At 53.6% G+C, this 12,385-nt stretch carries 10 protein-coding genes; 4 read left to right on the forward strand and 6 right to left on the reverse strand.

What is annotated here, in order from left to right; genetic code table 11:
• Positions 1 to 78: 78 nt before the first annotated feature.
• Positions 79 to 246, reverse strand: coding sequence for a YnfU family zinc-binding protein (locus ACFL9S_RS06185; protein ID WP_405260953.1), 168 nt, complete (start codon positions 244 to 246; stop codon positions 79 to 81).
• A 47-nt stretch (positions 247 to 293) separates the two neighbouring features.
• Complete coding sequence (locus ACFL9S_RS06190) at positions 294 to 527, reverse strand: hypothetical protein (protein WP_405260954.1); 234 nt, start codon at positions 525 to 527, stop codon at positions 294 to 296.
• A 1,014-nt stretch (positions 528 to 1,541) separates the two neighbouring features.
• Between ACFL9S_RS06190 and ACFL9S_RS06195 the strand changes: the two genes are divergently transcribed.
• Positions 1,542 to 3,374, forward strand: a complete 1,833-nt coding sequence (locus ACFL9S_RS06195; protein ID WP_405260955.1) for a methyl-accepting chemotaxis protein — start codon at positions 1,542 to 1,544, stop codon at positions 3,372 to 3,374.
• Positions 3,375 to 3,435: 61 nt separating this feature from the next.
• Here ACFL9S_RS06195 and ACFL9S_RS06200 read toward each other — a convergent pair whose 3' ends face one another.
• Both ACFL9S_RS06200 and ACFL9S_RS06205 read right to left on the reverse strand, forming a co-directional pair.
• Complete coding sequence (locus ACFL9S_RS06200) at positions 3,436 to 4,644, reverse strand: diguanylate phosphodiesterase (RefSeq protein WP_405260956.1); 1,209 nt, start codon at positions 4,642 to 4,644, stop codon at positions 3,436 to 3,438.
• A gap of 218 nt (positions 4,645 to 4,862) precedes the next feature.
• Positions 4,863 to 6,008 (reverse strand): Gfo/Idh/MocA family protein, encoded by a 1,146-nt coding sequence (locus ACFL9S_RS06205; protein ID WP_405260957.1) that lies wholly within the window; start codon positions 6,006 to 6,008, stop codon positions 4,863 to 4,865.
• 289 nt (positions 6,009 to 6,297) lie between these two features.
• Here ACFL9S_RS06205 and ACFL9S_RS06210 point away from each other — a divergent pair, with 289 nt between their 5' ends.
• Positions 6,298 to 7,176, forward strand: a complete 879-nt coding sequence (locus ACFL9S_RS06210) for a BadF/BadG/BcrA/BcrD ATPase family protein (protein ID WP_405260958.1) — start codon at positions 6,298 to 6,300, stop codon at positions 7,174 to 7,176.
• 8 nt (positions 7,177 to 7,184) lie between these two features.
• A complete protein-coding gene (locus ACFL9S_RS06215) occupies positions 7,185 to 8,315 on the forward strand; it encodes an ROK family protein (protein ID WP_405260959.1) in 1,131 nt (376 codons plus the stop codon).
• Positions 8,316 to 8,810: 495 nt separating this feature from the next.
• Here ACFL9S_RS06215 and ACFL9S_RS06220 read toward each other — a convergent pair whose 3' ends face one another.
• The gene (locus ACFL9S_RS06220) at positions 8,811 to 9,902 is read right to left on the reverse strand and encodes an ABC transporter ATP-binding protein (RefSeq protein WP_405260960.1); all 1,092 of its coding nucleotides are present in this window, start codon (positions 9,900 to 9,902) and stop codon (positions 8,811 to 8,813) included.
• Positions 9,903 to 9,914: 12 nt separating this feature from the next.
• Positions 9,915 to 10,514 carry a GNAT family N-acetyltransferase gene (locus ACFL9S_RS06225; protein WP_405261072.1) on the reverse strand — a complete coding sequence of 200 codons (600 nt, stop codon included), beginning with the start codon at positions 10,512 to 10,514 and terminating at the stop codon, positions 9,915 to 9,917.
• A 530-nt stretch (positions 10,515 to 11,044) separates the two neighbouring features.
• Here ACFL9S_RS06225 and ACFL9S_RS06230 point away from each other — a divergent pair.
• Positions 11,045 to 12,385 (forward strand): ABC transporter substrate-binding protein, encoded by a 1,341-nt coding sequence (locus ACFL9S_RS06230; RefSeq protein ID WP_405260961.1) that lies wholly within the window; start codon positions 11,045 to 11,047, stop codon positions 12,383 to 12,385.

Genomic DNA, 12,385 nt, shown 5'->3' on the forward strand with positions numbered 1-12,385 from the left:
CGATCTCTCTGAATGGCGTGAACGAGCAAAATTCAGCAGCTGCAAGAAGGGTGGTCGGTGATTAGAATTTGTAAGCGATTATTTGTTATTGACAATAAACAGTGATTTACAGGCAGGGCAAAGTAACGTTTGGTTTTGACGGATTTTACTGGCCGCATGGGATGAACGGTGCCCACACAAGGGGCAGGTTACGGTCGATGTCGTTGCCGTATTAATGCGCTTCATAACATCAGTAAGAAATGACATAGAACAGACCTCAAAGAGCGATAAATTAACGTAAAGGATGCCAGTTGTTATTTTTTATATTCCTTTATCCATGCTGTGTATATTTCAGCGATCACGGCAGTGTCCGTTCCTGTTGGCACGTCACGAATAAACAATTTTGCTTTATTTTCATCACAATCATAGGCATACAGCGACGTTCTGACATTAAAACTTCCATAATCTCCATCCAGAATGACTTTAGCATGATCAAAGTTGATTAAAGGCCATTTTTCAAGCTGAGAGAAAAGACGCTTTTTATCCATACACCTCAGAATTAAAGAATATCTAACAATAGGAAGATCTGCGACTGAGGAACAAAAAAATTACCATTAACGCATTGTCGATAAAATTTAACTTTCATCATCTGAAACGATTTTCTAAATTAAACTTCCATTAATACTTTATACCTCACCTCTTCTGCTGTCCTGTCAAATCCTGCAAATCATCAATAACACTTCAATATGTGTTTTACAGCAACAGGGCGGCTGTTGAGCGTCTTTCTTTAAGGTAAAAAAGCATATAAAACTACATGGTCAGGTGTATCACCATTTTAGCGAGCATGTTACTGAAAAATCACCTTTGCGTGGTGTTTTGTCTTGCCGTTGTCGCTTTGCCGCAAGATGTCATCGGGTCTCATGTTAGGTATATCGGTAAGAGGATCCTCCAGAGGTGGTGAAAAAGACATTTCTATTTTCCAGGAAAAACAAAATAACATCGTTCAACAAAAATACTTTCTGAATTTAAACAGTCAATGGCTGGAAGATTTGCATCTCGGGCTGACCGAAAAAGAGGGTCAGCCACTACGGTGTAGGGTTCGACCTTTTGTTCCGGTCGAACCGTGCTGATGGTGTGCGCTAAGGGTCAGCTCCAGGTCACTGGCTGACCGAAAAAGAGGGTCAGCCACTACGGGTGTAGGGTTCGACCTTTTGTTCCGGTCGAACCGTGCTGATGGTGTGCGCTGAGGGTCAGCTCCAGGTCACTGGCTGACCGAAAAAGAGGGTCAGCCACTACGGGTGTAGGGTTCGACCTTTTGTTCCGGTCGAACCGTGTTGATGGTGTGCGCTAAGGGTCAGGTTCACATCGCTGGCTGTCTGAAACATAAGGTCGGCAAAGAGGGTTCGCATTGTCACGGTGATTTTAGATAAATCTTTTTACAGTAACAACAGGACCATCCCGTGATAGTTAATTAACTAAATAAACTGCTTTTTTTAACAAAACGTGCCGATAACTTAGCGATTTTACTAAACAATTGTTATTCAACAATGGAAGGTTATCGAATGAAAAAGTTGTTTGTTTACTTTGAAAATATGGCCGTTGGGAAAAAATTAATGTCAGGTTTCGGCATTGTGCTGATCCTCAGCGTCGCCGTTGCCCTCTGTGGCATTAAAAACCTTAATGATATCGCCGACCGGGCAGATAAAGTTCGCATGTTGAAACTGGTGACCGATCAGTTTGCGCTGGCGAAGGATACTCGCATGCAATTTATCAAAACCCATGACGAGCAGTTTATCAGCGCTAACGATCAGCACTTACAGCAAATCGAAGCCAAGATTGGCCTGCTGAAAAAACTCACCTGGCACCATGAACAGCAGACATTGCTCAACAGCCTGACCGGACTGATCACAGAATACCGTAATAAGCGTACCGAAACGGTTCTCGAAACCAAAAAACGCACTCAGATCGCCAACGCACTGTCTGTCACTGAAGAGAAAAACACCATCGCGCAGATCGCCTCAGGCTATGCAGGCCGCACCGATACCGCAGTGCTGGAGTCGGCACTGGAAGAGGTGAACAAACGTCTTGATGGCGTCTCCGCCAGGTTAATGCTGCTCGAATTGCAAAATACGGAAGCCGCGCAGAACGCATTAACCAGCTTTCTGGCAGAGTCAGTGCAGTTAATGCAAAATCTGGTTCCGCAGTTGACGCCAGAAAACAGCGAACGTTTACAGCACGTCATCAGTTTACTGAATCAGAAAAAAGAGACGGTGGCAGGCTATCGCGCATCGTTCCTGGCAGAGCAGGAGGCAACCGTTGCATTGGCGAAGGCAGGATCGACTCTCACCACCATCAGTGGTCGACTGTTTGAAGATGAAATTGCTGCCACGCAAACCGATATCGGCGAAGCCATTTTCTGGATGACGATCATTCTGCTGACGGCGGTGATCGTGGGTATCGCAACTACCCTGATTATCACCCGTCAAATTACCACGCCGTTATCCGCCATTCTGGTCTTTACCCAGCGTATTTCTGCCGGGGATCTCAGCACTAACCTTGCCACTTCACGCCGTGATGAAATGGGTGAACTCACCAATGCCATTGGCGGTATGAATGAAGATTTGCGCCGTATTATCAGTGATATTCGCGCTGGCGTTTCGCAGGTGAACCTGGCGTCTGCCGAGATTGCTGATGGGAATAATGATTTGTCTTCACGCACGGAAGAGCAGGCCGCTGCGCTGGAGCAGACCGCTGCCAGCATGGAACAGCTCACCGCCACCGTGAAGCATAACGTTGATAATATCCATCACTCCACCAGCCTTGCCGAGACCACAGCGGAAATGGCCAATAAAGGCGGGAAAATTGTGACCCAGGTGACGGAAACCATGCAGGCGATTACGGCCAGCTCGACAAAAATCAGTGAAATCACCTCGGTGATTAACAGCATCGCGTTCCAGACCAATATTCTGGCGCTGAATGCCGCCGTTGAAGCCGCGCGCGCCGGGGAGCAGGGGCGTGGTTTTGCCGTGGTGGCCAGTGAAGTGAGAAATCTGGCACAACGCAGCGCTGAGGCAGCGAAAGAAATTGGCGGGTTGATTGAGGCATCGGTCAGGCAGATTGATCTGGGCGCCGGGCTGGTGGAGCAGGCGGGTGACACTATGCGTGACATTGTCACCTCTGCGGAGAGCGTGACCGGGATCTTACAGGAGATTGCTCAGGCTTCAGACGAACAGAATCGGGGTATCTCGCAGGTGGGCGTAGCCATTAACGAGATGGATAACGTCACACAGCAAAATGCGGCGCTGGTTGAACAGTCGTCATCGGCGGCAAACTCCCTGCGCGATCAGGCGGAAGGGCTGCTGCATTCCGTTTCACGTTTTACCACCGCCACATAACAGGATAAAGGCTCTGACCCGATACCCGGCGCGCTAGCAATGGCGTGGGGTATCGATCGCTTTACACTTTATACGGCCAGGCCACGGCGGGAATGCCATTGAGCAGCGGCCTGGCAAACAGATATCCCTGGAAATGGCGGATACCTGCGGCTTCCAGCCAGCGCCACTCGGCGGCGGTTTCCACCCCTTCGGCGACCACGGTGATCTCCAGCGAGGCGCAGCAGTTAACGATGGCCTGAACAATCGCCTGTTTGGGACCATTGATATGAATGGCTTCAATCAGACAGCGATCAATCTTCAGTTTTTCTGGCTGGAGCCGCGCCAGCAAAGATAACCCGGCAAATCCCGCGCCAAAATCATCGATAGCCAGGCTGATCCCGGCATTACGCAGCTGATGGATGGCTATTTCAAACTCATCAAAGCGGGAAATAAACTCATCTTCGGTCACTTCCACCACCACCTGTTCCGGCACCAGGCCATTGCGGGCGATCTGTTCCAGTAAGATATTCACGGCGCCGGGCACCATCACCAGCGACATTGGCCGAAGATTCACCGCGATCTGCACGCTGCCAATATCCATCTGTCTGGCCAGCGCAAAGGCGGCATCTTTGGCATGGAGATCGGTTTCGTACAGTTTATCAACCGGAATGGTGGCGAAATAATCGGCGGGGGAACCGCCAGAAGGGCCTCGGATCAGGGCTTCCAGATAGCTTATTTTTCCTGTACACGGTTCAACAACCGGTTGAAGCGCAAACTGGCAGGCGGCCAGTTCAGACACCACTGGCATGACCTGAACGGACGCTTCCCGGCACTGAAAATTCCACCGGGCGCTGTCATCAGGCAGGGAAAGTTCGTTTTTGCGCGGCCCGTTCACAAAGGTTCTGATGAATTTAAATACCCGGTCACCATAGGTAAGTGGGTATCTGGCGGTGCCCTGGCTCAGGACCTGCTCAATGATCGCCTCTGCGCTGGCATCACGCATATCAATCATCGCCATGCCCAGCCTGCCGAAGCGGCGGTCTGGGGCATAATCACGCATCAGTTGCACAATCTGGGTGTGGCGGGGGTCGACGCTGACGCGGCAGAATACCTGATCAATGGACTCAGAAGGGCCTTCCAGTATCTGGAAAAAATAGTCACCATCGAAAAGTAAAATCCCGGTGACATTGACCGTTTCATTAAAGCGCTGGGCTTTACCCGCAAGACGTTTCAGAAAATACGGACTGACGCTTTTGCACAGGCGACTACGATAAATAAGCGTCGTTAACATACATTCCTGACCTGATAGAGATGAACGTGACTTCTTCTGAGGGAGTAAATTTAGCGCAGAGTGATTATCGGCCGCAAGCAGACGTTATTCAGCATAAAAAAGTAAAAAAAACCGGCTCGAAAGCCGGTTGAGATAACGATCCAGTCGTTCAAGCGATGACAGCCTGCCCGGTGAGGGGGACTACACCGGATCAGGGGAGGTGCAAACTCACCTCCAGTTTAGCCCTGGTGGGCATCGAATTTTTTCCATGTCTCGGTTAAATCAATCACCTGGCGTGTTTTGCGGGCTTCATCAATCTTAATGGCGGTCAGACCGGCTTCCAGTGCATCCACCACCGAGACTTTTAGCGGCGTTCCCTGTGTGATGTGTTTGACGATCTCTTCTGCCATCAGCGCATCGGCACCGTAATGACCGTCGTACGCATTGCCACCGTAAGCGGTATCCACTTCTTTTTCGCCCGTGCGTGCGTTGTGAACGCGGAAGTAGTTACGCACAAAGTCCCCTTCGGCCATGCCGTCGGTGCCAATCACGCAGAAACGGCGGAACTCGTCAGGCACATTCAGATTGGCGTGAAAGGACAGGGTGGCACCGCTGGCGTATTCAATGATCGCCGTCTGGTAGTCAACAATATCGGCATCACTGTCAAATACCGCATCAGTGCTGGACCAGCCGCTCGGCTTCTCGTGGTAAATCTCGGACGCGGCGGTGATCGCCCCCTGCGGTGCATGTTGAGGCGTGAACGACTTGCGGCCGCCAAAGCTGGCTACCCGCACCGGACGCTCAGCCATCAGCCCCTGATAGAGGTCGATATCATGGCAGCATTTTTCCAGAATATAAGGGCCGGCATACTTCTCCAGGCGGCGCCAGTCGCGCTGGAAAAAAGCACCGTGATACGGTTTGATGTGCTCGGTGGCTTCAATCGAGGTGATTTCCCCCAGACGGTTCTGGTCGCGGGCAGCCAGCAGATCGTGGTAGAGCGGGGAATAGCGCAGTACCAGGCCGACCAGAATGCGGTCCTTGCCGTACTGGCGTACCAGCTTCGCCATCTCCATCGTCTGCTCTTCGTTGATCACCACCGGCTTTTCAGTGAACACGCGGTAGCCCGCCGCCAGCGCCTGGCGAATGTGTTCCAGATGCATAAAGTTGGGAGAACCCACCAGAATCAGATCGAGTTCACCTGCCTGCAGCAGTGCATCGATGGAGTCAAAGGCCGTACCGGGCGCAATACCAAAACTGGCCAGATTAGGCAGACCCGCCGGGGCGGGGTCGAAATAGCCTGCGATTGCAAAAGATGGGTCGGCTTTGCTGAACTCGTGAACCACATGGGACAGGCGAAAACCCAGACCGATAATGCCTACTTTCATGTTAAAACCCCTGACGGAAATGCATGAGCGTGAGGTGAAGGCCAGTTAACCGTATGCAGACGGGTTCGCTGGGGATTATCTGACCACCAACTTATTACGACAGGAAAACTAATGTCAACAACCTGGCTGAGGCATTTCCCAGAGTTATCTGTTAACGCACTGTTATAAAACAACTTTAATAAAGGTGACTTTCGTCATATTTATTTGTTATTGCGATTTAAGTTTTTTTCACCTATCGTTCGGTCAATAATGAAACAACGATTCACAGCGATTAACGTGGGAGCAGCCCGTGCATTCTGACTATCTCCTTGGTATTGACGGCGGTGGCACTCATTGCCGCGCGCGGCTGACGGATAAACATGGCATTCTACTGGCCGAAGTGACGGGGGGGGCGGCCAATGTCTGGTCAAACTATACACAGGCCATCGACAGCGTTGAACAGCTGATAGCCCAGGCGATTGCCTCGGCGGGCCTTCCGCCTGACGCGCTGACGAGAACCGCGCTGGTGGCGGGGCTGGCGGGGGCCAATGTTGCCTCCGTAGCAGCAAAGCTGGAAGCGTGGCAACCAGCAAGTGCTTCTTTGCAGGTGTTGAGTGATGTGGAAATCGCCTGTGCTGGCGCTCACGCAGGCAGTGCGGGTGCCGTGTTGATCGTCGGCACTGGCAGCCAGGGTGCCGCCTGGGATGGTGAATGCTTTACGCTGTTGGGCGGTTGGGGGTTTGCGCTCTCCGATCAGGGTTCGGGTGCCGAACTGGGCCGCCGGGCGCTGCGTCAGGCGCTGCTGGCTCATGAAGATCTGATCGTCAAAACCGATTTTACCCAGACCGTGATGGCACGTTTTCAGCACAGTGCGGAAACCATGCTGTTGTGGACGCGTACCGCGACGCCAGGCGACTGGGCGCGCGTGGTGCCCGAGGTGTTCAGCGCCGCCGCCGCGCAGGACCCTCATGCAGTAACGTTAATACGTCAAACCGCCGATGATATCGCGATGATAGTCCGCCGCCTGCGCCTGCTGAGCAGCGGTCACATTGCCCTGATGGGCGGGCTGGCTGCGCCAATCGAACGCTGGCTGGATGATGACATCCGCACACTGCTGGTGGCGCCGCAGCAGGATGCGCTGGCAGGCGCGTTGCTGCTGGCCCACCATAACGCTTCATTTGCTGAATAAAGGGAACGATGACAGCGCCAAACGTAACCGCGCGCATTCTGCGCCTGATTGTTGAAAATGCCCCGATCAGCCAGTCCGACCTGAAAGTAAGGACCGGGCTGAGTATGTCGACGGTCTCACAGGCCACCAACCGGCTGCTGGCCCAGGAAATTATTCAGGAGCTGGGGCTGCGGCGGGTTTCAATGGGACGGCCGAAAACGCTGCTGGGGCTGAATCCTGAGCGCGCCAGCGTGGTGGGCATCCAGCTGAATGCCGAACGCAACCTGATTGTGATGACGGATCTCAACGGGAATTTACTCGGTGAACAGCAGATCCCGTCAGGTGCCATGACACCACGCCAGCTCAGTGATGCGCTGGCGAAATTTTTACGTGGCGTGGAGGGAAAGCGCGTCAGTGCTATCGGGCTGGCGCTGTCTGGCCTGGTCGACGCGGAGCAGGGCATCTGTATCCGCTCTAACGTGCTGGACTGGGATAATGTGCCGATAGCGCAGCTGCTGTCCGAGCGTTTCTCGTTGCCGGTGTTTATCGAGAATGATGCCAATGCGATGGCGATGGCGGCGATGGTCTTTGGCCAGATGGGCAATGTGCAGTCAGCGGTGATCGCCACCTACGGCAAAGGGATCGGTGCCGGTATTTTGCTGGATCGTCAGCTTTACCGTGGCCGACATGGAAAAGCGGGGGAGATTGGTCATGCGCTGCTGGGTGATGGCTCAATGCGCCTGTTGGAGGATGTCGCCTCTTCGCGGGCGATTCTCCAGCGCGTGGCTTCCGGCCCGGAGAGTCAATCCGTGACGCTGAAGTCGCTGGATGCAGCACCGACGCCGGAGGCACTGGAAGCGCTGGAGGAGGCGGGGCGTCACTTAGGGGTTTCGCTGGCGAACCTGTCGATTGCCTATGATCCCGACGTGGTGTATCTGGCGATGGAGCCGCAGATGGCTTCGCGCATCCTGCTCGACCATATCACGCTCAGTTTCCAGGCTTACCGTCTGAAGCTGACGCCGCAAACCACGCCGCTGCAATTCCTCACGGAGTCCAGCCGGATGTGGGCGCTGGGAGCCGCCGGATTTGCCATTAATAAGCTGTTGGATTTGCTGGCTGCGCAGGCGAATGACGAGGCTGAGAATGCTGTTCAATCTTAGGGGGGCGGCCAGTCGCCGCCGCCCCTTGACCTCGGGCTTGCGGCAGGCGCATCGCCCGCTTTCAGCGGGTTCCCTCAGTCAACCGGCTTTCCGGCCGGACCGGTTGTGCCGGGACATCCCTGTCCCGGCACGCCCTCTCGCCAACGTCCTTTTGGCTCGTCCTGGAAATCCGCTCTCCTTCGGCGAGGCTTAATTGCCGCTCAAAGGTCAACATCCAGGTCAAAATCCAAACCAAACACAAATAGCTTTTTGGCCATTTTGGCTTTTGGTGTTTTTTGATTTCTTAGCTTTTGGATTTTGAATTGGGTTTTGACGTTGAGGCGGCAATTAAGCCGCCCTTAGGTCGCTTCGCCCACAACGTGGGAAAGCGAAACGCCCTTGACCTGGCACGGGTCGACCGGAAAAAATGGTCGACCCCTACAGCAGAATGCCCGTGCAGCGTTCCATCATAAGGGTCGAGCCGTTGCCCTTAAACCCCATGCAACAGCATGAAAATTACCTGACCCGCAGGCCGTCCTCATCAAACACCAGGCAATGCGCAGGGGGGATCACCCATTCCACCTGCGTACCAATCTCCCGCTGATGCACTTCGCGCTCCTCCACCACCAGCATCTGCTCATCCCCGGTATTCAGATACAGATAGTTGGTATGCCCCAGCAGTTCACAGTAGGTCAGTTCCGCACGAAACTGCGAGGGGCTGACGCTGCTGTTCACTGGCTGGAAGTGCTCAGGGCGAATACCCAGGCGCACTTTCTGCCCTTCGTGACAGGGAGTACTCAGCGCCAGCGTCAGATTATCAATGCCCAGCGATGGCAGACGCAGCTGCACCTGGCCTTCGCGGGTGGCAACCACCTGCGCATCAATAAAGTTCATCTTTGGCGAACCGATAAACCCGGCGACAAACAGATTGTCCGGGTTGTGATAGAGATCCAGCGGCGTGCCTACCTGCTCAATACGCCCCTGACGCAGCACCACAATGCGATCTGCCAGCGTCATGGCTTCCAGCTGGTCGTGGGTCACGTAAATCATCGTATTGCCCAGGGAGGCATGCAGGCGGGCAATCTCAATACGCATTTGCAGGCGCAGCTCCGCATCCAGATTCGACAGCGGTTCATCAAACAGGAAAATACGCGGATGGCGAATAATGGCACGGCCGATAGCCACACGCTGACGCTGACCGCCAGAAAGGGCACGCGGATGCCGATCCAGCAGCTCGGTCAGGTGCAGTTTGGCCGCCGTTTCGGCAATGGCGCTGGCGATTTCGGCTTTAGGCCGTTTGGCAACCTCAAGCGGATAGGCCAGATTGCCGCGCACCGTCATATTCGGATACAGCGCATAGGACTGAAACACCATCGCCACGCCCCGTTCAGTCGCATGTCGCTGGGTCATATCCTCTTCATCAATCAGCAACTGACCGCCGCTGATCTCCTCCAGCCCGGCAATCATTCTCAACAGCGTTGACTTCCCGCAGCCGGAAGGGCCGACAAACACCACAAACTCGCCGCTGTTAATCGTCAGGTCGATGCCTTTGATCACACTGATATGGTCGTAAGACTTTTCAACGTTCTGCAATCGCAAACTGGTCATGAACTGCCTCACTCAAAGTAACTGGCCCATATAAATGGCATTGCTGCGCAGCAGATGCTGGAAGCCCAGACGCTGATAGAAGGCGCACACCTGCTCATTTTGCAGGCTGACGCCGAGATGCACACCGCTGACGCCCGCCGCACGCAGGGCATTCAGCTGATGTTCAATCAGTTTGCGTCCCCAGCCACCTTTCTGCTGTGCGGGTAACAGATTGATATGGAGATGAGCAGGATAGAGGGCCACCAGTGCATCGGCGGCAGCATCAGGATGACGAATGCTGTTGAGCACGTTGGCATCCAGCGCGGCCTCAGGCTGGCGCTGGCGATATTTTTCCTGCAATTCAGGCCACCACACCTTGTTCAGCGTAGCTTCAAAGGCCCGCGTATCGGGGGCGGCAACCACATACCCCATCACCTCACCGTCCACATCCAGCACGAACGCGAAGTCGGGCGCAAAGCGCGCATAAGGGACAACAAAGCGTTGCCCAGGGTACTCAGGGTCGGAATAGAGTGCGCTGGCATCCACACCCGCATTGGCCGTTTGCAGGCAAATTTGGTAGAGCGCCGGATAGTCGTCCGGGGTGGCGATACGGATCACAGGGTCATTATTCATCATCAATTCTCGTTGGTCAGCAGATGAGCAATTTCAACGTTAATGAATGACGACTTAGTTTTCAAGATGAAATAATTGCGTTGCATCACAAAGCAGACGTAATAGTGCATCATTCTGCTAACCAATCACCACGAACATCTACCGGGTACGCCTTTAGCGCTGCGGCCTGCGCCATTTATTCCGCCAGAACACCCACAAAGTGACCGGGAAATATATGATTTTCGTATGGTAATACAGGGAGTTAGTTTTTACAGATTTTTGTCAGCTTAAGATGCTGGCAGCAGGGGGATAAGCGCGGGGAATGACGCGTTATCGTCAATATTTGCGCGATGACATGCTGAACAGATGCACAATATGTTGCTTTTATGCACGCGCTCACAGCGCTGCAATTCGCATCGGGCAGTGTTTGACTTTATTTTTTTATTAAAGTAAGTATGGAGGGGTGAGTTAATAATCGTAGCTTCAGTCTGCGGGATTGGCAGATGTCGACATGAAAGGATGCCCATTCAGTGATGGAGAAACCGAGCACTATGTCTAGTTCATCCGTTCGTTCGTCCCAGTTTCGCACTTCGGTGCGCCTGCTCTCCCGTTTGATCGCGGCCGGTACGCTGGTCGGGTGCATGGCGCAAATCGCCCATGCCGTCACGCTTAATGAATGGGATATCTATAACTACCCTCAGCAGACCGCCGCGGTCGATGAAGGGATCAAAGAGTTTTCACAGAAAAACCCATCGATTGTCATCAACCGATCCGTTCACTCATTTGAAGATACCCGCATTCCGCTCAAGCTGGCGCTGACCGCAGGCGATGGCCCGCAGATTGCCCAGGTGAATCAGGGCGGCGGCGATATGGGTTCGCTGGTGAAAGACAAGCTGCTGCTGCCGCTGGACAGTTATGCCAGCAGCTACGGCTGGACGCAGCGCTTCCCGGATTCCATCCTGAAGCGTAACCGCTGGTCAGACACGCAGGACTTCGGCAGCGGTAAGCTGTATGGCGTGGCAAGCCTGGGGGAGATGGTCGGGCTGTATTACAACAAAGCGCTGCTGGATAAAGCCGGTATTGCCGTACCGAAAACGCTTCCCGAACTGGAAAGCGCGATGGCTAAGTTGAAAGAGCAAGGCGTGGCACCGATGATGCTGGGTCTGCTTGACGGCAATATGGGCCAGCAGATGCTGAGTACGCTGTGGCAGGCGCAGATTGACAGTAAGGATCGTAAAAAGCTGGATGATCTTATCTACGACGTTGGCGGCACGTTTAAAGATGACAAGCTGACCAAAGCCGCAACCCTGATGAAAAACTGGAACGAAAAAGGCTACTTCTTCCCCGGTTTCCAGGGCATTGGTAATGATGATGCCGCCACGCTGTTCCAGAACGGGCAGTCGGCCTTCCTGATCAGCGGAACCTGGTATCTCGGCCAGTTTAAAGACAATAAAGATCTCCACTTTGCCGCGATGCCTGCAGGCGAGGGCGTGCAGCATGCGCTGATGGTCGGGGGCACCGATTTAGCGTTTTCCGTCACCAGCACGGCGAAGGATAAAGAGCAGCAGGATGCCTCGGCGAAGTTTATCGACTATATGGTGTCTGATGCGATGGCCGACCGCTGGTTAAAAGCCGGTTTTCTGCCTGCCAGCTCCAGTAAAAATGCCCAGGTTCCTGCGGATAATGTGCTGCTGAAAGAAGCATGGCAGGTCTGGTTAACCCTGAATGAGAATGACGGGCTGGGCCACTATGTTGACTGGGCGACACCGACCATGAACGCCGAACTGAATCAGAACGTTCAGCTGCTGCTGGGGGGACGTCAGACGGTGGATAAGATGGTGACCAACTTCGATGACAACTATCAGCGCTACCTCAAAAGCATGAAACATTAA

Origin of the sequence: Erwinia sp. AnSW2-5 (assembly GCF_045107195.1) — a bacterium.
Classification (GTDB): Bacteria; Pseudomonadota; Gammaproteobacteria; order Enterobacterales; family Enterobacteriaceae; genus Erwinia.

Excerpts from the sequence above, each read along its gene's own strand:
- ACFL9S_RS06185 (WP_405260953.1), bottom strand. The coding sequence starts at position 246 with ATGTCATTTCTTACTGATGTTATGAAGCGCATTAATACGGCAACGACA.
- ACFL9S_RS06190 (WP_405260954.1), bottom strand. The coding sequence starts at position 527 with ATGGATAAAAAGCGTCTTTTCTCTCAGCTTGAAAAATGGCCTTTAATC.
- ACFL9S_RS06195 (WP_405260955.1), top strand. The coding sequence starts at position 1,542 with ATGAAAAAGTTGTTTGTTTACTTTGAAAATATGGCCGTTGGGAAAAAA.
- ACFL9S_RS06200 (WP_405260956.1), bottom strand. The coding sequence starts at position 4,644 with ATGTTAACGACGCTTATTTATCGTAGTCGCCTGTGCAAAAGCGTCAGT.
- ACFL9S_RS06205 (WP_405260957.1), bottom strand. The coding sequence starts at position 6,008 with ATGAAAGTAGGCATTATCGGTCTGGGTTTTCGCCTGTCCCATGTGGTT.
- ACFL9S_RS06215 (WP_405260959.1), top strand. The coding sequence starts at position 7,185 with ATGACAGCGCCAAACGTAACCGCGCGCATTCTGCGCCTGATTGTTGAA.
- ACFL9S_RS06220 (WP_405260960.1), bottom strand. The coding sequence starts at position 9,902 with ATGACCAGTTTGCGATTGCAGAACGTTGAAAAGTCTTACGACCATATC.
- ACFL9S_RS06225 (WP_405261072.1), bottom strand. The coding sequence starts at position 10,514 with ATGAATAATGACCCTGTGATCCGTATCGCCACCCCGGACGACTATCCG.
- ACFL9S_RS06230 (WP_405260961.1), top strand. The coding sequence starts at position 11,045 with ATGTCTAGTTCATCCGTTCGTTCGTCCCAGTTTCGCACTTCGGTGCGC.